Origin of the sequence: Cephaloticoccus primus, assembly GCF_001580015.1 — a bacterium.
GTDB classification, from domain to species: domain Bacteria; phylum Verrucomicrobiota; class Verrucomicrobiia; order Opitutales; family Opitutaceae; genus Cephaloticoccus; species Cephaloticoccus primus.
This window is the reverse complement of sequence record NZ_LSZQ01000052.1, coordinates 86,352-105,231: the sequence shown is the minus strand read 5'-3', so window position 1 is coordinate 105,231 and position 18,880 is coordinate 86,352. Positions and strand designations below refer to the sequence as shown.

Below are 18,880 nucleotides of genomic sequence, written 5' to 3'. Positions count from 1 at the left end.
GTGCGCTTTGCGCCCGAACAAAATCGCAAATTTACATGAACCTCTCCCGACCTCCGGTCGGGCAATAGAGCCGATGGATAACCCGTTTGGGCGATTTTTGGGGTTAACGAGTAAACGCTAGCCGGACGCGGCCTCGTTGCCGCTGCGTGCAGGGTGCTGAGCCTTTTATTGGGCGAGCTAGCCTGCTTTGATGTTGAGGTGTTTTACGGCGGAGCAGCCGGGCAGCGCGCGGATTTTCTCAACGATGCGTGCGCGGTGGTGAAAGAGCTCGCTGCGCACGACGGCGTGTGAGGCGAGGACGAGCAGGCGCCCGCTGGGGCCGATCTCCACGGGGTGTGAGTAGCTGGCGTTGGCGGAGCCCACGAGCTCGGCCCAGTGGTCGCGGATGTGCTGCTCGGGCGACTCGCGGCCGATTTTGTACTTTTGCAAAATCTGCTCCACGAGCTCGGCGAGCGGCTTTGTCGGGCGCTTCACCTGGCGGCGCGGCTCGTGCCGCGGCACGCCGCGAAACTCGGCGATCAGCGACTCGGCAACTCGGCTAAAAGGCTGCGGCTCACTCGGCATCGGGCGGCTCCTTCCTAGTTTCGTTTTCGTACAAGGTGCTGTAGCGGACGAAGGCGCCAAAGGCCGTTGCCCAGGCGATGTAGAGCCCCGGGTAGCCGTCCAGAAATCCGCGCCGCAGGAAGTACGCGCGGATGAAGCGCCATGCGGGGCGGGTGAGTGCGGCGAGCAGCGAGAAGCGGCGGCCCCGCGCGCGCTGCTGTTTGAGGAAGAGCGCGGCGAAGGGGGTTATCTTGTCCACGTGGCTGGCGAGCGTGGGAAAGGAGTAGTGGTGCAGGTCGCCGCGCAGCGTGGCGACGGGGCCGTCGCAGACCATTTTCTCGTGGACGAAGGCGTCGCCGCCCCAGCGCGATTTCGCGCGCAGGACGAGCCGCAGGCTCAGGTCGGGATACCAATCGCCGTGTGTGATCCAGCGGTTGATGAACCACACCTTGCGCGGGAAGCGTGCGCCGACGAACCCTCCCGCCCTTCCTACCTCTCCCGCTGCCGCCGCGCTCCCGCCCCTCCCATCTCGCCCGCCCATCCCGCTGGTGAAGAAGGCGTGGATCGACTGGCGCAGCGCGGGCGAGACCTCCTCATCGGCGTCGAGGCACAGCGCCCAGGCGTGGGTGGCGAGGTCGAGCGCGGCGTTTTTTGTATCGCGGTAGCCTGCCCATGGCAGCTCGTGAACGAGCGCGCCGTGCGCTCGCGCAATCGCCGCGCTGTCGTCCGTCGTGCCGTTGAGTGCGACGATGATTTCCGCCACCCAGCCGCGCACGGAGCCGAGGCAGCGCGGGAGATTGGCGGCCTCATCGCGCGCGACGATTACGACGCTGATCGGCAGTGGAGGCGGTGCCGATGAATCGGGTGGCGGCTGTGGGCCTACGTTTCTCACAGGTCGGATGGGGCTGGGTCACACTCGCCCGAACAACGAGCGCGGGATCTGGTAAAGGTAGCCGCAGCTGCGCCATGCGCGCACGAGTGCTTTTTTCGCCGCACCGTGCTGCAAGAGCAGTGCCCAAAACGCCGCCAGCAGCGCGAAACCAAGGGCCTTAACGACGTTTGCCAAAAAGCGCGACACGAGGTAGGCGGCCCCCGCTTTCGCTCCGCTTTCGCTCCGCTTGACGCGCTCGACCACGCGGCTGCGCGCCGAGTCAAAGGCATGCCGCGCAGCGTAGCGAAAGGTCGTGCGCGAGGCGGGCATCTGGTGAAGCACGCTGGCGGCGGGCACAAACCACACTTCGCAGCCGGCCTCGCGGATGCGGCTCACCATCTCGCGGTCGCCGCCGCCAAAGAAGCTCGCGCCCTTGCGGTCGAGCTCGGTGCGAAAGCTGCCCACCTGCTCAAACACCCAGCGCGGGAACGCGAAGTTGGCGCCCATCGGCGAGTGCTGCGGCGGGAGCGGCCCCGCGCCTTCCGCCGCGCTGCGAAAGCCCTGTGGCCCGTGCCACTCGGCAATCCACTCGGGCTGCCCGTCGGGAAAGATCGGCACGACCTCTCCCGCTACGCAGCCGATTGTTTTGCGCCCCTCCGGCCCCTCCCGCCACTGCGCGATGAGCGGTGCGCAGAGTTCGCGCAGCCAATCGGGCTCCATCAAGATATCGTCGTCCGGCAGGGCGATGATGTCGCCGCGTGCCTCGGCGATTGCGCGGTTGCGCGCCCGGCAGAGCCCTTGGCCAGGCTCGTGCAGGTAGCGGATCGGCGCCGCGGTATGCGTGGTGGGGCGGGAGGGGGAGGCGGAGGAGGCGGGAGGGGCTGCCGGAATAGAAAACGACTCAACGACGGCGCGCGTGGCACCGCCGTCGGTCGAGTTATTATCGACGACGAGCAGCTCCAGCCGGTCGGTCGGGTAGTGCTGGGCGACGAGTCGTTCGAGCATCTGCCGCAGCACCACCGCACGGTTGTACGTGCAAACGGCGACTGTGATGAGGGGCAGGGCTTCGGTAGACATGTGAGGTGGGAATCTGGAGTGCCGCCGCCCGTCGCGGCAAGCGCTTGTCCGGGGCTCCACTACGCGTGGGGCGGGGGACGGTGTCCCCTTCCATTTAATTTGGGAATCGGCCCCGACGCTTTGCGTCGAAGCACGATTCCCAAATTTGCCTCCCCCGCCGCGTTGCGACAGGGTCTTCGACCCATTTTATGGGCGCGGCCTCGTTGGGCCGCGTCCGGCTAGCGTTTACTCGTTAACCCAAAAAATCGCCCAAACGGGTTATCCATCGGTTCTCCGACCCGACCGGAGGTCGGGAGAGGTTCATGTAAATTTGCGATTTTGTCTGGGAGCACAGCACACGCCCTCCCGCCTAAAATCGCAAATTGAATGGCCCGTGGCGCCCCTGACGAGCCGCCAGCGAGCGGCTCGCAAAACAAGAGGGCCTTCGACTGTTTCATGGTGCGGCGAGGCGTTGCCTCGCCGTCAGCGTGCACAGCGTGTGACGGGCTACAACTGGATGGGCAGGCCGATTTCGATGATTTGCATGGGCGGCAGCCGGTAGTAGTCGCGGGCTTGGCGGGCGTTGCGGCTGAGGAAGCCGTAAAAGTGCTTTTGCCACTCGGGCATGCGCGCCGCGCCGCCGGGCATGATCATCTCGCGGTTGAAGTAGTAGGTGGCCTCGGCGGGGACGAGCGGCACGCCGCCTTGCTCGCGGATTTGCTCGATGAGGGCGGCGACGTCGGGCGACTCCATGTAGCCGAAGTGGGCGATCGCGCGCCACACGCCGGCCTGGCCGATGGCGCGGATTTCGAGTCGCTCAGCCACCGGGACGTAGGGCGCATCGGAGGTCATGACGCTGAGCAGGACGACTGTCTCGTGCAGGACTTTGTTGGCCTTGACGTGGTGGAGGAGCACCAGCGGCGTGCCCTTGGGGTTGCCCGCCATGAAGACGGCCGTGCCGCGCACGCGCTTGATGTGCGGGCTGAGCGCGATCTCGCACAGCTCGTCTTCGGTGATGTCGTTGGCGTAGACGCGGGCGAAGACTTCGTTTTTGCCCGAGCGCCAGGTGTGCATCACGAGCAGCAGGGCGATGCTGATCGCCAGCGGTACCCAGCCACCATCGGCAAACTTGTGCAGGTTGCTGTAAAAGTAGGCGAGGTCGACGACGCCAAACAGCGCGCACAGCGGCAGCGCACGCCAGCGCGACCAGCGCCAGGCGCGGCGGGCGACCAGGTAAAATGCAAAGGTGGTGATCGCCATCGCGCCAGTGACGGCGACGCCGTAGGCCGAGGCGACCGCAGAGCTTTGCTGGAAAAGCAGGACGACCGTGATCGAGCCGATGCAGAGCGCGACGTTGACCAGCGGGATGTAGATCTGATCGCGGTGCGCGGCGTTGGTGTGCAGGATTTTGAGCCGTGGGAAAAAGCCGAACTGGATGGCCGAGCGGATCATCGAAAACGTGCCCGAGATGAGCGCCTGGCTGGCGATCACGGCAGCGAAGACCGAGAGCAGCATAAGCCCCAGCCGCGCGGCGCCCTCGGGCGCGATTGCCAAAAAGGGATTGTCAACCGCTCCGCCGCCCGCGCGCTCGGTGGCGAGGATGTGTGCGCCCTGGCCGAAGTAGTTGAGCGCGAGTGCGGGCAGCGCGACGAAGTACCACGCGTGCATGATCGCGCGGCGGCCGAAGTGCCCCATGTCCGCATAGATCGCCTCCACTCCGGTGATCGCCAGCACCACAGCGCCGAGCAGCGCGGTGATTTCGAGCGGGTGCTGCCACAGGAGCTGCCAGCCGTACCACGGCGCGAGCGCGCGGAGGACGACCGGCTCGCGGATCACCTGCCACAGGCCGAGCCCGCCCAGCACGGTAAACCACAGGAGCATGACCGGCCCATAGACGCGGCCGATCTTGGCAGAGCCCTTGCTCTGAAACCAAAAGATCCCGCCGAGCAGCAGGCAGGCCAGCGGGACGATCAGCGCATGTGTTTGAGGGGCCACGGCACTGAGCCCCTCGGCTGCGGAGAGCACCGAAATCGCGGGAGTGATCACACCTTCGCCGCAGAGCATGCAGGCCCCAAAAATAATCAGCAGCGTGTGGGGGCGTAGCCCCCTTTTTCTTGGCGCGCGGAGCACCCGCGAGGGGTTGGCGGGCGGAGAGCCTGGCCGCGCGTCCGGATTTCTGTTGCTCCCTGAGCGTGCGTTGTCGGGAGCCAAGATCGGCGGGGCGCCGGGGGCGCGTTCGAGGCGCGATTTGACGAAGAGCGCGAAGATGCCGCCCTCGCCGCGATTATCGGCGCGGGTGACGAAGCCCAGGTACTTGAGGCTCACGATGCCAACCAGTGACCAGAAGATGAGCGAGAGAATGCCCAAGACCCCGTCCGTGAGCTCGGCCGTGGGGAGCAGCGCGATAGACTGGCGCAGCGCATAGAGCGGGCTGGTGCCGATGTCGCCAAAGACCACGCCCAGCGCGATCAAGGCGAGCCCCGCGCGGGCTCCTGTTTGGGCGGGCACTTTGGCAGAGGGAGAATCAGGGCGGCTGGGCTTGGCGTCGGCGCGCGGTGTGCGCGCACTGCTTTGGGTAGTCTGGCTGCCGTGCTCATCGGGACTCATTGGGCGGCGAAGCCTTGGTGCGGATCGTCGCATCTCCAAGCCGTTTTACCCATCCAGTACGCAGGTTGTAGCACGGTAAATGAAGCGTGTTAGCCCATCGGAAGAGCCCGGGCGCAGAAGGTGGAGTGGTGCTCGCAGCTCAGCCAAAACGATCCGTTCTTATACTTTCAGTATTAATACGAATAGAATGAGTAGGTGTCATATGGTATAAGCTCCGGGCTTATGCTCCTGCTTCACCTTACTCCTCCTCTGTTATATAAGTATATTCACTGCTCCGGCCGATCAGGGTAAATACCTACAGGATCGGGTCACTCTTTAACCGTTTGGTAATGGCAGATTTATTCATATAATCGATTGGTGTCCCAAGATTATAAATAAGGGCCGATCGCGCTTTACCGTAAACAATAAAAGTTTGCCCAACTCCCTTGTTCTAAAAGGAATGGAGAGTAGATCATAGCCTTTTCTCGATAGCGGCTCGCTGGCGCTTTGATAATTTGGTGTATGGTCCAGATTCAGGCGTAATGGTGGAGCAAGAATTATGGGAGGGGCACAAAACTGTGAATACGTCGATAGTGACTTTGGTTCGGAATGCTTATCTTTCATTTAACGGTGCACCGAGTGTGTGAACCTGCCTCATCCGTCGGCGCCGCTGGAGCGCGACCGCTGCCAATCATCGCATTTGTATCCAAGTAATGAATGATTTGGGCTTAATCGGGACTGTTGCTCCTCAGGAGGTTGCGCGAGCTGGCCGCCACCAACGAGCGGCGTCCAAATTGGAAGGGGGCACCGTTCTCCCGCTGAGCCGCGATGTTCTGGATGGCTGTATATTGGCGGATCAGGCACTGGCGCGGCTGGTGCTGACGCTGGCGCGGGCGGTGGAAGTGCCGTTCAAGCCGCTGTGGAGTAAGCGGACTCTGAAGGATATTTATCAGATCCAGACTGGCAACCTGGGGTGGGAGCCACGGCGTGCGCGCGCCTTTCGGGCAGCGCTGTCCGACCAGTTTCCCGCGAGCCGGATCAGCGGCTACGAGCGCTATCTGCCGCAGTGCCACAACGGCGAAGCAGGCCGCCATGTGCTGGCCTGTGCGCTGGCGGCGCGGGCCGACAAAATCGTGACCTACAACCTGCATAATTTCTGTGCTGAGCAGCTCGCCCCTTGGCGCGGCCGCGTACTGCACCCCGACGACTACCTGCTGGAGCTCTACCACCTCTTCCCCGAGTGCGTCTTGCGTGAACTGTGTGCCCTCGCTCAAAACGCTTCGGAAACCCTTGGCAGCAAAGTGACCATCGAGCACGAGCTGGCGGCCCTCGCTCCCTACATCCCCGACTTCGCACGGACACTCATCGCTGCCGTCCGTGGGGATGATATTTGTCCCTCCAGTGAACAGCTTGCCGGGTAAACCGGTCAACGGCTGGCACTACGCGTGCGGCGTATTCGCCAGCGCGCAGAGAGTATGCAGCAGCCGTGAGCGAAGGGGGGCTGCCTTGAGTGTGGCTGGGCGGCTGGGCGTAGCTCAGTCACGCACCGAACGCGCGGCGCCCTGAGAGGCGACCAGCTCAAACAGCCGATCAAGCCGTTGGTTGATTTGGTCAAGCCGTGCATTCGTTTGATCAATCCGCGCATTCATTTGATCGAACCTCGCGTTTGTCTCGCTCTGCAACTGGTCAATCCGCGCATTAGTCTGGTCAAAGCGCACATTCATCTCCGTTCGCAGCTCAGCTACTGCGGAGTCGATCTTCACATTCGTCTGATCAATCCGCACGTTCGTCGCGTTGTTCAACGTGAAGACCAAGCTGAGGATTCCTACGAGCACTCCGGCAGCCGAAAACAGCACCCACTTGATCAGGCTGGACTTAAGCTCGGCCAAGCCGGTTGTGGCTTCGACAGCAGCCAGCCGCTCTTCGAGGGTGCGAGAGGCTGCCACCGCAGGCGCGGGCTTGGCTACTTCGCTTGGCGCCGCATGTCCCGGCCGTGCCTCATCCCGTGCACGCGCAGAGGCCGCGCGAGCTTCCGCATTCAGGAGCTCCTCCTCGTCCTCCAAGGTGACTGCAACCGCGCGGGGCATGTCGCGAAGTTCGCGCCCCGCGTCTTATAAGTCAACCTTGGCTGTAGCAGTTTGCAGCGGCGCCAGCCCCACGCGCAGTAGCGGAAACTCCTGCGTGCGCCCGTTCAGCGCGGGGGGAATTCGAAGTCGGCTTTGTTTTTCTTGGGCGAGAGGACGAGGTAGGCGCTAAATTGAGTGCCGCGCTTGGAGACGAAGCCCTCGATGAGGCCGGACTTCCCGTCGGTCACGAGTTTCTGGACTTCGGCGGGCGGGATTTCTTGTTGGCAGAGCTGGCGTTTGAGCTCGAAGACGATGCGGCCGTCTTCCTCGGGCTTGCGCACGTAGTAGGCGTCGGCGGTCTGGACGAGCTCGCCGCCGCGGTGCAGCTTGCTGGGCCCCAGGACGCTGGCCTGCGAGAGGTCGGGCGGAGCCTTGGTTTTGCGGGCGACGGGTTTGCCGTCCTTGCCGACGCGCGGGGCGCGTGGGGGAAACTCCCAGCGGATGCGCGCGCCATCGCGGGTGAGGAAGGCGTCGAAGGGCCGGCCGCGCTTGGAGATGAAGCCCTGGATGAGCTCGGTCTTCCCCTGGCTGACGAGCTGGATGGCGTGCTCGGGGCCGATCGGCTTTTGGCACATGAGGCGCCCCACGCGAAAGGTCTGCTCCCAATCTTCGCCGCGCTTCTCGCGCAAGACGAAGTGCGGGCCCGCCTCGCAGAGTTCGGCACCGGTTTTCTCGTCGCGCCAAAGTGGGGTGAGGCTGCCGAGGTCGACCTTGTCGCCGAAGTCGAGCTCGGTCTTCCACTTGTCGGCCTCGGCGTCGTGGACGAGCTTGAGGGAGGCGGCGAAGCGCGCGCGGGTCTTGGCGGAGACGAAGCCGTCGAGCGGGCCGATCTGGCGCTCGCGGACGAGGGCGGCGATTTCGTCTTCGCTCATTTTTCGCCCGCCGATGACTTTATAAATGCTGAGGGCACCGTCCTGGGATTTGTAGGCGCGGAGGGTCTCGCGCAGCGGAAGCCCATCGGTGGGCGAGAGGATGGCGGTTTCGCGCCCGGAGGCGGCGTCTTCTTCGAAGGTTTTTACGTTTTCGACGAGGGCCTTGGTCTGCTCGACGATCTCGGCCATGAAGTCGGCGCGGGCGAAGTGGCGCTGCTCCATTTGGCGGAGCTTGAACTCCCACTCGCCGGTCATGGCGGGGCTGGTGAGGGCCTCGGCTTTTATGGCGGTGAGAAATTCGAGGAGCTGCTCGGCCTTGGGCGTGGGGGCGAGCTCGCGGCCTTCGCGCTCCAGGTAGCGTTGGTTGATGAGGCCGTCGATGGTGTCGGCTCGGGTAGCGGGGGTGCCCAGGCCGCGCTCTTTCATCGCTTCGGCGAGCTCCTCGGCGTCGAGGAGTTTACCGGCGGTTTCCATCGCGGTGAGCAGGGTGGCCTCGGTGTAGCGCGGGGGCGGCTTGGTGGCCTCGGCGTGGAGCTCGGCGGCGAGGGTGCGCGCCTGAGCTTGGGCGGGAGGGCTGGTCGAGGCGGGCGCGCTGTCCTCGGGGCTGAGCGCGGGCAGCGACTTGTTTTTGCCGGTGGGCTTGGCGGGCGAACTGCCATCGGTGGCCGCCTCGGCGGTGCCATCTGCACTGCTGTTGCTGGCCGCCCCACCGGCCGCGCTCTCGTCCTCGTCTATGGATGTGCGCCCATAAACGGCGAGCCAGCCGGGGGAGGTGAGTACCTTGCCCTCGGTTTTAAAACGGTGTGGGCCGACTTCGCTGGTGCGCGTGGTGATGGCAAACTCGGCGGCGGGGTGAAAGACGGCGACGAAGCGGCGCGCGATCATGTCGAAGACCTTGGCCTCGATGCCGTCGAGCTTGGCGGCGCTTTGGGTGGTGGGGATGATTGCGAAGTGGTCGCTGATCTGGGCGTTGTTGAAGATGCGCTTGTTGGGGCGCACCCAGCCGCTGTCGAGGACGCGAGCGGCGTGCGGGGCGAGTTCGCCGGAGAGCTGCGTGAGCGCGTCGCGGCAGGTGGGGATGTAGTCCTCGGGCAGTGCGCGCGAGTCGGTGCGCGGGTAGCTGATGACCTTGTGCCGTTCGTAGAGGGCTTGCGCGACCTGGAGCGTGCGTCGGGCGGAGAGGCCGAGCCGCGAGTTGGCCTCGCGCTGCAGGGTGGTGAGGTCGTAGAGGCGCGGCGCGGCTTGGGTGGCGGCTTTCTTCTCCTCGCTGACGCGGGCGAGCGGCTGGCCCTGGCAGGCGGCGAGGACGGCCTCGGCGGCGGCCAGGTCCCAGAGACGGTCGGCGCGGTCGTGCTCGTCGTCGTTTTTCCTGAAATCGGGGCGTTGGTAAGTGCCCTCGTACTGGCCGGCGGCGACCTGGAAGGTGGCGGTGACGCGCCAGTAGTCGCGCGGCTGGAAGCTGCGGATGTCGTGCTCGCGGCCGACGATGAGGGCGAGCGTGGGCGTCTGCACGCGGCCCACGGAGGCGACGTTTCCGGCGCGCGAGCCGAACATGCGCTTGGTGATGGCGCGGGTGCCGTTGATGCCGATGAGCCAGTCGCTCTCGCTGCGGCAGCGGGCGGCGTCGCCCAGGCCGGCCATTTCCTCGGCACTGCGCAGCCGCTCAAAGGCGGTGCGGATGCCCTGCGGCGTCATCGTCTGTATCCACGCGCGCTGCACGGGCAGGCGGCACTTGGTGAGCTGGTACAGGTAGTTGAAGATGAGCTCGCCCTCGCGCCCGGCGTCGCAGGCGTTGATGACTTCGTCGATGTCCTTCCGCGCGAGGAGTTTTTTGAGTTGGTTGAAGCGATCCTTGGAGGACTCGATCGGCTTTAGCTCGAAGGTCTCGGGGATGATGGGGAGCGCATCCAGCCGCCAGAAGCCGTACTTTTTCTTATCAATATCCTCGGGCATGCGCAGCTCGACGACGTGCCCGACGGCAGACGAGATCACATAGCGGTCGTTTTCGTAGTGGTCTTTTTGCTTGGGGACTTTGCCGAGGGCGCGGGCGAGATCGGCCGCCACGGACGGCTTTTCCGCGATGATAAGGGACTTCATTGCCGGCGAGCGGTAATGTGCCGTGCGCGCCGCTGACAAGAGTCTTCGGCGCTTTTATTTCGTCGGGGCACCCCTGCGCGTGGGGGTCAGGCGGTGCCTGCACCCATCTACTGTGCGGTTCGTGTATCGCACGTGTTCCGCGCGATACACGAACTGCACAGTTGGAAATCCGCTACCAGAGGCCGGGCTGAAAGTTTGCCCGCTAACCAAAACCTTCGCCCAAACGGGTTCCCGCTCTATTCGCGTTTGATGCCTCCCGCCCCGAAGCTATGCCCCGGGCTATGCGCTCAGCTTGTCGAGGGTGGCGTCGAGGGCGCGGGTGAGGGCGGCGATCGATTCGTCGGTCTCGTCGCCCATGTTGGAGATGCGGAAGGTCTTTCCCTTGAGTTTGCCGTAGCCGCCGTCGATCACGAGGTGGTGCTCCGTCTTGAGGATTTTGTTGAGGGCGGGCAGGTCGATTTCGCGCGTGTTGGCGAAGCAGTTGAGCGCGAGCGAGCCGTAGCGCTCTTCGGGGAAGAGCTTGAACCCGCGCGCGGCGCCCCACTGGCGCACGGTGGCGTTCAGGCGGGCGTGGCGGGCGTAGCGGGCCTCGGCGCCCTCGGCGTTGATTTCGTCGAGCTTCGACTTGAGCGCGTAGATGAGCGGGATCACGGGCGTGCTGGGCGTCATCCCTTTTTCGTGGTTTTTATGAAACTCCACAAAATCGAAGTAGTAGCCGCGGTCGGGGACCGTGGCGGCGCGGTCGAGCGCGCGGCGGGAGACGGAGACGAGGGCGAGGCCGGGGGGCAGGGCGAGCGCCTTTTGGGTGCCGGTGAGCAGCACGTCGATGCCGAGCTCGTCTTTCTTGATCGGCAGTACGCTGAAGGAGCTGACGGTATCGACGATGGAGAACACGTCGGGAAACTCGCGCAGGACGGCCATGATGGCGGGCAGGTCGCTCATCGTGCCGGTGGAGGTCTCGTTGTGGATGAGGGTCACGGCGTCGTAGCCGCCTTTGGCGAGCTCGGCGCGCAGCGCGGCGGGATCGACGGGCTGGCCCCACTCAAAGCGCAGGGCCCCGGCCTGCTTGCCGAGACGCGTAGCGACGTCGAGCCACTTGTCCGAAAACGCGCCGTTCATGCAGCACAGGACTTTCTTTGCGACGAGGTTGCGCAGGGCGCCTTCCATCACGCCCCACGCGCTGCTGGTGGCCAGGTAGACGGGGTCTTGCGTGTAGCAGAGTGCCTGGAGCGTGGGCTGCATCGCCTCGTACAGCGCGATAAAGTCGGCGCTGCGGTGCCCGATCATCGGCTGGGCCATCGCACGCAGCGTTTTCTCGGAGACGGCGACGGGGCCGGGGATGAATAGTTTGTAGCTCATGAAATCGGATGCGGGAAAAAGATGTGGAGGTGTGCGCGGGAGGGCGCGCTGCGAGCGCAGGCGAGCCAGCGACTCACGCAGCGTACCCCACGTGCGGCGACCGAGCGCGGGTGCGGCTTGGCAGGCCTGCGATTTTTAGACGAAAGCGGCTTCCCAAAATGAGCGTCAACCTCCATTGCAACTACTCCCCCGATGTCGTCCTGGCTTAAGAAAAAAACCACCGCCCTGGAGCTCTACACTATCGATGTGATTCTGGGGCGGCGCGCGGATGCGGGGGCGGCGGTTTATGGGGCTTTTCTGGAGCTGCTCTCGTATTTGTTTAGCGGGATCGCGCAGCTGCGGCTGTGGCTGTACCGGCACCGCATCTTGCACGATCAACCGCTGGGCTGCCTCGTGGTCGTGGTGGGAAACCTGACCGTCGGCGGCACGGGGAAAACGCCGGTCGTGGAAAAGTTTGCGCGCGCGCTGCAAGCCCGTGGGCGCAAGGTCGCGATCCTCAGCCGCGGCTACAAGAGCCGGGCCGCGCCTTTGTGGCGGCGTTGGTGGTGGTCGATCAGCCACACGGCGGCGCCCCCGCCGCGGATCGTGAGCGATGGTGCGCGCGTGCTCCTCGACAGCGAGGAGGCGGGCGACGAGCCCTACATGCTCGCGCGCAACCTCCCGGGCGTGATCGTCCTCGTGGACAAAAACCGCGTGAAGGCGGGCGCCTACGCGATCAAGCGCTTCGGCTGCGACACGCTCGTGCTCGACGACGGTTTCCAGTACCTGCCGCTCAAGGGGCAGCTCAACCTGCTGCTCGTCGATAAGACCAACCCCTTTGGCAACAGCCACCTGCTGCCGCGCGGCATCCTGCGCGAGCCGATCAAGCACCTGCGCCGCGCGTCCTACGTCTTCCTCACCAAGAGCAACGGCGAGCGCGACGCCGAGCTGGAGGCCGTGATCGAGCGCTACAACCCCGGGGTGGACATCATCGAGTGCACGCACCAGCCGCAGTACTTGCAGCGGCTCGATTGCGGCGAGGAGGGAGCGGCTCCCGCGCCTGCCGCAAATGAGGAAAGCGCGCCCGCTGCCGCTGCGGCGTCACACGCGATCTCGCACGCGCCCGAGCCCACGCCGCTTTCGTTTCTCAAAGGCCGCCGCGTCGCGGCCTTTTGCGGGATCGCGACGCCGGAGAGTTTTTTCAAATTTCTGACCGACCTCGGCGCAGACCTCGTGGCCCGCGAGCGCTTCCCCGATCACTACCGCTACGTGCAGGAAGACTTCGTGGAGCTCGCCGCGCTGGCCGCCCGCTCGGGCGCGGAGTGCCTGCTCACGACCGAAAAGGACGCCGTGCGCATCCCGCCCACGCATCAGTGGGGCTGTCCGGTTTACTACTTGCGGCTCGAAATCGACCTGCTGCGCGGCGCGGCCGATTTTGACGAAGCCGTGGGCCGGATCTGCTTTGCGCAGGACTGAGCCTGTCTTGCGACTCCACTGCGCGTGGGAGCGGCAGGAGGGAGGCCCTACGCGGGCGGCGGTGGTCGGTGACCACTTCCATTGAATTTGCGATTTTGCCCTGTCGCTTCGCGAGGGTCGCAGACCCTTTTATTGGACGAGCCGCTCGTTGGCGGCTCGGTCAGATGCCTCAGCCCGTGCGCGAATGAAGCGGAAACCCATCGGGACGAATTTTTCGGGTTAATGGGAAAATGCTGGTCTGCCGCAGCGGCAACGACCGCGCGGCCCAGCGAGGCCGCGCCTATAAAATCGGTCGAAGACCGTTTCCAACTGTGTGGTTCGTGTATCGCGCGGAACGCGCGATACACGAACCACACAGTAAATGGGTGCAGGCACCGCCTGCCGCCCCACGCGCAGTGGGATTTTTAGAAAAAATGGTTTCGTGCGACCTTGCGCGGCGCGTGGGGCGGCGGAGTATCGTGTCATGATTATCGACCCCCGCTATGCTGAGTTGGCGACCTTGCTGACCTCGTTTTCGACCGAGCTGCGCAAAGGCGAGCGCGTTTTGATCGACGCCTACGATGTGCCCGATGCGATGGTGATTGCGCTGCTGCGCGCGGCCCGTGCGCGCGGCGCGCATCCCTACGTGCAGCTCCACCGCGCGCGGATCACGCGCGAGCTGATGTTCCACGCCGAGGAGGCGCAGTACGCGCCGCATGCCCGCGTCGAGAAGCAGCGCATGGAGGACATGGACGCCTATATCGCGCTGCGCGGGGCGGATAATATTTTTGAGACGGCCGACGTGCCCGGCGAGCGGCTGCAACTCGTCAGCCGCCTGATGAAGCCCGTACTCGAGCACCGCGTAAACAAGACCAAGTGGGTGGTGCTGCGTTGGCCCACGGCGGCGATGGCGCAGCAGGCGTCGATGAGTACGGAGGCCTTTGAGGATTTCTTCTTCCGCGTGTGCACGCTCGATTACCGCCGGATGATCCCGGGCATGCGCGCGCTCGCCAAGCTGATGGCGGCGACCGACCGCGTGCACATCAAGGGCCCGGGCACCGACTTGCGTTTCTCGATCAAAGGGATCGGCGCCAAGGAGTGCGGCGGCCAGCGCAACATCCCCGACGGCGAAGTCTTCTCGTGCCCGGTAAAGGACTCCGTCGAGGGTTACATCCAGTACAACGCGCCGACGACTTACCTGGGCACCTCGTTCGACAATATCCGGCTCGGGTTTCAGCGCGGGAAGATCGTCGAGGCCACCAGCAGCAACACCAGGCGGCTAAACGAAATCCTCGATAGCGACGCGGGTGCGCGCTACATTGGCGAGTTCGCCCTCGGCTTTAATCCGCACATCCTGGAGCCGATGCGCGACATCCTCTTCGACGAAAAAATCGCCGGCTCCTTCCACTTCACCCCCGGGCAAGCCTACGAAGACTGCGGCAACGGCAATAAATCCCAAATCCACTGGGACATGGTCTGCATCCAGCGGCCCGAGTACGGCGGCGGCGAAGTGTGGTTCGACGGCAAGCTGATCCGCAAAGACGGGCTCTTCGTCCCCAAAGCACTTCAGAAGCTCAACCCCGACTACCTGCTCGGAAACTCCAGATGAGTGGCGCGCCGCGCAAACGACAGTCGGGTGGGGCGCCGCCGCCGCCTTCGCTGCCGCGCGCAGCGTTTGCAGGTGAGTCGCGCGCTTCAGAAGAGTGGGGCGTTTCAGGCTCTGCGAGCAACGCGGGTGCCGGTGCCATTGGGGCTGCGGCTGCGCCCCCGGGCGAGTGCCGCACGCTGACCGTGCCCGACGGCATCCACCGCGCGCGCGCCGACAAGGTGCTCGCCGCGGCCTTCCCCGAGCACAGCCGGGTGGCCTGGCAACGCGCACTCAGCGCGGGCCTCGTGCAGGCCGACGGCGCGGTCATCAGCCAGGCCGCTGCCGTCAGCGCGGGTCAGGTGCTCCGCTTTCGCCTGCCCGAAACCCAGCCGCTGGAGCTGCGGCCAGTGTCGATCCCGCTAAACGTATTGTTCGAGGACGAGCACCTGCTCGCCGTGAACAAAGCCTCGGGGATGGTTGTGCACCCGGGAGCCGCGACGGGTGAGGACACGCTCGTGCACGCGCTGCTGGCGCACTGCGCGGGCAGTCTCAGCGGGATCGGCGGCGTGGAGCGCCCGGGCATCGTCCACCGGCTCGACCGCGAAACCTCGGGCGTGATCCTCGTCGCCAAGACCGATGCCGCCCATCGCGGCCTCTCCGGCCAATTCGCCGAGCGGCGCATCAGCAAACACTACCTCGCACTCGTCAGCGGCCGCCCGCAGCTACTCAGCGGCACACTTAAAAACACCATCGGGCGCAACCCCAACCACCGGCACAAAATGGCACTCGTGCCTCCCGAAAAAGGCGGCAAGCCCGCGCACACCGATTGGGAAGTCGCCGAAAGTTTTGGCGAACGGGCGACGCTTATGCGCTGCCAGATCCACACAGGCCGCACTCACCAGATTCGCGTCCACATGCAGTCGCTCGGCCACGTGATCTTGGGCGACGTCGTCTACGGCTGGAAGCCTGACCCTCGCCTGCCCGTGAACCCCGAGCGCGTGATGCTCCACGCCGGGCAGCTCACCCTCACACACCCGATCACCCAACAGCCGCTCGACCTGCACGCCCCAGTTCCCGCCGACATGGAGCGCCTCATCAAGGCGCTACGCTGAGACCCTGCCCAGCAGCGCGTGCGAAAACTCGGGGACGTGAGGCGCGAGCGCGGCGAGCTCTTCCTCCACCGTGATCTCTCGGCCGAGCTTGCGGGAGTTTTTACGGGCCACCTGTTCGAGAGCTTTAAAAACTTGTTCAGGAAATCCTCCATGAAGTTCCAAAAGGTAGTCCTGCGGATGCAGTGCCCGGATTCGCCAAGGGGCCAGATGCTTTTCACCGAAATCGCGCAGGTTATACGTCACAATCACAGTCGCTCCTCGCGCAATTGCACAGGCCAGCACATGGCGGTCTTTTTCGTCGTTCGTACATTTCTCGATCCACTGCCCGTAGTTGCTCACCAGACTTGCAGGGAAATTGCGCAACAGGGCGGCTTGAAATCCTCGTGCGATTCGCGGCGACCAATGCAGGCGCTGCGTGTGCGTGCGGTAGGTCTCCTCGAAAATCTGTTCAGTCCAAAGCGGAAGGATCAGCCCCAACTCGGCCAAGGTAAGCAGCAAGTTGATCACCTTCTGATTAGCCAAAACACAGGCATCAAATACGGCCGGAGAAAGCCCGAACAGGAGCCTGTGTGGTTCAGCAATCACCTAGTGTGTCGGGCTGTAGATTTTAGTAAATCCCCTGCTTCATGAGCTCATCTTCGATTTCACTCATTGCCTGGACGAACGGGGAGTTTAGATACCGCTCCATCTCTGCCTCCCTCTCGCGGTGGTAGGCCACCAAGTCATCGCTCCGAATCCGCAGCTCTCCGTCTATTGGGTGCATGGGCAAGACTCCGAGCTCCCCTAAATAGCGGGTGTGGCCTTCGGTGATTTTCAAAAACCGCGCGGCCTCGGCGATTGAGAACGTCTCTTTGGACAAGTCGAGCGGTTCACCTTTTCCGGCGACAGTGCGGGCAGGCGCGGGCGGCTCGGCGGTGACAGCTTGGGCAAGTGGCATGGCAGTTCCTTTCCTTTCGTGTACGCGAAAGCTAGCACGCTCTCACCCCCTGACAAGGGGTCTTCGACCCTTTCATTTTGCGGCGCACTCGTTGGTGCGCCGTCGGCTTGGCCTTTTCGCTTGGGCGCGTAGCTCTACAGCAAGGAGGCGGCGAGGCCGTAGCGCAGATTGTAGGCGGAGTGGTGCAGGCCGGGCCACTGGCCGAAGTCGAGGAGCGCGAGCATGGTGCTGAGGGCGACGGGGAGGATGTCGGCGCGGGCGGCGGCGATGCCGGGGAGTGCGAGTCGGCCGGCGAGCGGGAGCGCGGCGGCCTGCTCCAGGATTTGGGAGATCTGCGCGCGCGTGATCCACGGCGGGGCGAGCTCGGCGTGGGGGGCGGCTGCGTCGGGCGCGGCGGGGTTTGCGCGCGCGGCTGGCAGGGGCGGTGCTCGGTCTACCCCCTTGGTCTGTGTGCATGCCTTTCTCGTGGCCTTGGGAGTTTCAAGTGGCTCCGGAAATTGAGGCACACTCGCACGGTGCTGCGCGGCGAGCATGGCGCGGACGTTAAACCAGAGGCCGCCCGTGCCGATGAGCGGGGCGTTTTCGGGCAGGTCGAGCGCGAAGCCCGATGCGGCGAAACTCTGGGTGACCTGCGCGCGGATCTTGGCGCGTGCGGTGGGGGCGAGCGGTGCGGTGGGATCGGCGACGCACCGGGCCATGAGTCGCACGCTGCCGAGCGGCAGGCTGAGCGCGGCGCTGAGCTGGCCGCCGCGCAGTTTCAGGCATTCGAGGCTGCCGCCGCCGAGGTCGAAGGCGTAGGCGTGTGAGTGCGCTTGCAGCGCGGGGTCGCAGAGCAGCCCGCGGCCGATGAGGGCGGCCTCCTCGGAGCCCGAGAGAATGCGGATGCGGTGTCCGGTGTGGGCGCGGACGAGGGCGGTAAATTCGGCGGCGTTGGCGGCGTCGCGCAGCGCGCTGGTGCCGATGAGGGCGATTTTTCGGGGCGAGTAGGGCGCGGCGGCGCGCAGCAGTTCCTGGGTGGCGCGGAGCGCGGCTTCCATTGCCTCGGGGGCGAGTGTAGGGCGGCCGTCTCGCCAATCCGCTCCGGCGCTGAGCCGCACATTGATCGAGCGCGAGAAGAGGGCCTCGATTTGCGCGGACGGGGCGGCGGCAGTGGCGGGGGAGCCGGCGCAGCGTGCGTCAGCTCCCGATTTGGTGTGTGTGTGCTCGCGCTGGTTTGGGAGTGGGGGAGCGGCTTTGTGAGCCGTGTGCGCAGTTGGGGCGGCTGCGCGGCGGGCGACGAGTGTTTTTATGGAGTTACTGCCGATGTCGATGACTGCGATTGGTGGCGAGTGGGGGGCGCGTGCGGCGGCGGTGGCGCGTGCTGCGGGCGCGGAGCTCGTGGGGGCGCTCATAGCTCAAAACCGGCGGGCGCGATCAGGAGGACGAACTCGCCCTTGAGGCTGGCGTTCTGGAGGGCCGCCTGCACTTCGGCGGCGGTGCCCACGAAGAAGGTTTCGTGCCGCTTGCTGAGCTCCTTGGCGACGCAGATCACGCGCTCGGGGCCCAGGGTGGTGTGGATTTCGGCGACGGCTTTTTCGATCCGGTGGCAGCTTTCGTAGAGGACGAGTGTGTAGGCGAAGTCGCGGTGTTTGAGGAAAAAGCGGATGCGGGCGGCGCTCTTTGGCGGCAGGAAGCCAGCGAAGAGAAAGCCGTTGGTCGGCAGGCCGCTGGCGCAGAGTGCGGCGGTAATGGCGCAGGGGCCGGGGATGGGGATGACGGGCAGGCTGCTGCGGCGCGCGGCGCGCACGAGCCGGAAGCCCGGGTCGCTGATCGCGGGGGTGCCGGCGTCGCTGACGAGTGCGATGCTCTTGCCCGCGGCGAGCTCGCGGATGAGCCGCTCGGCGGCGTCGCGCTCGTTGTGGTCGTGGTAAGCGACGAGCGTGCGGTGCGGCAGGCCGAGGCGGGCGAGCAGGCCGCCGGTGGTGCGCGTGTCTTCGCAGGCGAGGATGTCGGCCTGCGAGAGGATGGCGCTGGCGCGCGGGCTCAGGTCGCTCAAATTTCCGATCGGCGTGGCGACGATGTAGAGGTGCCCGGGCAGCGGAGTGAGCGAGGTGTTTTCCTTAAGATCGGACATACGGCGGATGCGGGGGCGGCGGGCTTGTGTGTGTGTGGCGCGCGCGGTTGGCCTTGGCGGGGGCGGCGGTGCGGCAGCGGCGCTGCGGTGTGCGTCACGGTCCGGCAGCCCGGGCTTTTGTGGCGGCGGCGTCAATGCCATCCACTGCGCCCCTGCGCCACTGCGCGAGCGAGCGTGCGTGCGGGT

The 18,880-nt window shown here is 65.2% G+C and carries 15 protein-coding genes; 4 read left to right on the top strand and 11 right to left on the bottom strand.

The window, feature by feature from the left end; translation table 11 throughout:
* Positions 1-177 precede the first annotated feature (177 nt).
* The 4 genes from AXK11_RS07115 to AXK11_RS07100 all read right to left on the bottom strand — a co-directional run bounded on the left by AXK11_RS07115 (position 178) and on the right by AXK11_RS07100 (position 5,077).
* Positions 178-564 carry a DciA family protein gene (locus AXK11_RS07115; RefSeq protein ID WP_068630709.1) on the bottom strand — a complete coding sequence of 129 codons (387 nt, stop codon included), beginning with the start codon at positions 562-564 and terminating at the stop codon, positions 178-180.
* Positions 554-1,435: a glycosyltransferase family 2 protein gene (locus tag AXK11_RS07110; protein WP_068630707.1), complete on the bottom strand. Its 882-nt coding sequence runs from the start codon at positions 1,433-1,435 to the stop codon at positions 554-556. Before AXK11_RS07110 ends, AXK11_RS07115 begins: the two co-directional genes overlap by 11 nt.
* 18 nt (positions 1,436-1,453) lie before the next feature.
* Positions 1,454-2,491 carry a glycosyltransferase family 2 protein gene (locus AXK11_RS07105; protein ID WP_068630705.1) on the bottom strand — a complete coding sequence of 346 codons (1,038 nt, stop codon included), beginning with the start codon at positions 2,489-2,491 and terminating at the stop codon, positions 1,454-1,456.
* Positions 2,492-2,977: 486 nt separating this feature from the next.
* A complete protein-coding gene (locus AXK11_RS07100; protein ID WP_082781002.1) occupies positions 2,978-5,077 on the bottom strand; it encodes a potassium transporter Kup in 2,100 nt (699 codons plus the stop codon).
* A gap of 773 nt (positions 5,078-5,850) precedes the next feature.
* Between AXK11_RS07100 and AXK11_RS07095 the strand changes: the two genes are divergently transcribed.
* On the top strand, positions 5,851-6,477 hold the full coding sequence (locus AXK11_RS07095; protein WP_197456837.1) for a PIN domain-containing protein: 627 nt from the start codon (positions 5,851-5,853) through the stop codon (positions 6,475-6,477).
* A 114-nt stretch (positions 6,478-6,591) separates the two neighbouring features.
* Here AXK11_RS07095 and AXK11_RS07090 read toward each other — a convergent pair whose 3' ends face one another.
* From AXK11_RS07090 to AXK11_RS07080, 3 genes are all read right to left on the bottom strand, one after another.
* Positions 6,592-7,143, bottom strand: coding sequence for a hypothetical protein (locus AXK11_RS07090; protein WP_068630703.1), 552 nt, complete (start codon positions 7,141-7,143; stop codon positions 6,592-6,594).
* Positions 7,144-7,247: 104 nt separating this feature from the next.
* The gene (locus tag AXK11_RS07085) at positions 7,248-10,151 is read right to left on the bottom strand and encodes a type IA DNA topoisomerase (RefSeq protein WP_068630701.1); all 2,904 of its coding nucleotides are present in this window, start codon (positions 10,149-10,151) and stop codon (positions 7,248-7,250) included.
* Between the two features lie 279 nt (positions 10,152-10,430).
* Positions 10,431-11,510, bottom strand: coding sequence for a pyridoxal-phosphate-dependent aminotransferase family protein (locus AXK11_RS07080; protein ID WP_068630698.1), 1,080 nt, complete (start codon positions 11,508-11,510; stop codon positions 10,431-10,433).
* Positions 11,511-11,702: 192 nt separating this feature from the next.
* Here AXK11_RS07080 and lpxK point away from each other — a divergent pair, with 192 nt between their 5' ends.
* The 3 genes from lpxK (at position 11,703) to AXK11_RS07065 (ending at position 15,644) form a co-directional block, all read left to right on the top strand.
* Positions 11,703-12,965: a tetraacyldisaccharide 4'-kinase gene (gene lpxK / locus AXK11_RS07075; RefSeq protein WP_068630696.1), complete on the top strand. Its 1,263-nt coding sequence runs from the start codon at positions 11,703-11,705 to the stop codon at positions 12,963-12,965.
* Positions 12,966-13,428: 463 nt separating this feature from the next.
* Positions 13,429-14,553, top strand: coding sequence for an aminopeptidase (locus AXK11_RS07070; RefSeq protein WP_068630695.1), 1,125 nt, complete (start codon positions 13,429-13,431; stop codon positions 14,551-14,553).
* Positions 14,550-15,644: an RluA family pseudouridine synthase gene (locus tag AXK11_RS07065; RefSeq protein ID WP_082781001.1), complete on the top strand. Its 1,095-nt coding sequence runs from the start codon at positions 14,550-14,552 to the stop codon at positions 15,642-15,644. The genes AXK11_RS07070 and AXK11_RS07065 overlap by 4 nt, the downstream gene beginning before the upstream one ends.
* On the opposite strand, the gene AXK11_RS07060 is transcribed toward AXK11_RS07065, so the two are convergent.
* The 4 genes from AXK11_RS07060 to rsmI all read right to left on the bottom strand — a co-directional run bounded on the left by AXK11_RS07060 (position 15,636) and on the right by rsmI (position 18,694).
* Positions 15,636-16,229, bottom strand: coding sequence for a PIN domain-containing protein (locus AXK11_RS07060; protein ID WP_082781000.1), 594 nt, complete (start codon positions 16,227-16,229; stop codon positions 15,636-15,638). The genes AXK11_RS07065 and AXK11_RS07060 overlap by 9 nt on opposite strands.
* 22 nt (positions 16,230-16,251) lie before the next feature.
* Entirely contained in the window at positions 16,252-16,581 is a 330-nt protein-coding gene (locus tag AXK11_RS07055; RefSeq protein WP_068630691.1) for a helix-turn-helix domain-containing protein, read from the bottom strand.
* A 134-nt stretch (positions 16,582-16,715) separates the two neighbouring features.
* Positions 16,716-17,972 (bottom strand): Ppx/GppA phosphatase family protein, encoded by a 1,257-nt coding sequence (locus AXK11_RS07050; RefSeq protein ID WP_068630689.1) that lies wholly within the window; start codon positions 17,970-17,972, stop codon positions 16,716-16,718.
* Positions 17,969-18,694 (bottom strand): 16S rRNA (cytidine(1402)-2'-O)-methyltransferase, encoded by a 726-nt coding sequence (gene rsmI / locus AXK11_RS07045; protein WP_068630687.1) that lies wholly within the window; start codon positions 18,692-18,694, stop codon positions 17,969-17,971. The genes AXK11_RS07050 and rsmI overlap by 4 nt, the downstream gene beginning before the upstream one ends.
* Positions 18,695-18,880: the final 186 nt, after the last annotated feature.

Bases quoted from the DNA above. Each gene is read 5' to 3' on its own strand.
- AXK11_RS07115 (WP_068630709.1), bottom strand. From the start codon at position 564: ATGCCGAGTGAGCCGCAGCCTTTTAGCCGAGTTGCCGAGTCGCTGATC.
- AXK11_RS07105 (WP_068630705.1), bottom strand. From the start codon at position 2,491: ATGTCTACCGAAGCCCTGCCCCTCATCACAGTCGCCGTTTGCACGTAC.
- AXK11_RS07100 (WP_082781002.1), bottom strand. From the start codon at position 5,077: ATGAGTCCCGATGAGCACGGCAGCCAGACTACCCAAAGCAGTGCGCGC.
- AXK11_RS07090 (WP_068630703.1), bottom strand. From the start codon at position 7,143: ATGCCCCGCGCGGTTGCAGTCACCTTGGAGGACGAGGAGGAGCTCCTG.
- AXK11_RS07085 (WP_068630701.1), bottom strand. From the start codon at position 10,151: ATGAAGTCCCTTATCATCGCGGAAAAGCCGTCCGTGGCGGCCGATCTC.
- AXK11_RS07080 (WP_068630698.1), bottom strand. From the start codon at position 11,510: ATGAGCTACAAACTATTCATCCCCGGCCCCGTCGCCGTCTCCGAGAAA.
- lpxK (WP_068630696.1), top strand. From the start codon at position 11,703: ATGTCGTCCTGGCTTAAGAAAAAAACCACCGCCCTGGAGCTCTACACT.
- AXK11_RS07070 (WP_068630695.1), top strand. From the start codon at position 13,429: ATGATTATCGACCCCCGCTATGCTGAGTTGGCGACCTTGCTGACCTCG.
- AXK11_RS07065 (WP_082781001.1), top strand. From the start codon at position 14,550: ATGAGTGGCGCGCCGCGCAAACGACAGTCGGGTGGGGCGCCGCCGCCG.
- AXK11_RS07055 (WP_068630691.1), bottom strand. From the start codon at position 16,581: ATGCCACTTGCCCAAGCTGTCACCGCCGAGCCGCCCGCGCCTGCCCGC.
- AXK11_RS07050 (WP_068630689.1), bottom strand. From the start codon at position 17,972: ATGAGCGCCCCCACGAGCTCCGCGCCCGCAGCACGCGCCACCGCCGCC.
- rsmI (WP_068630687.1), bottom strand. From the start codon at position 18,694: ATGTCCGATCTTAAGGAAAACACCTCGCTCACTCCGCTGCCCGGGCAC.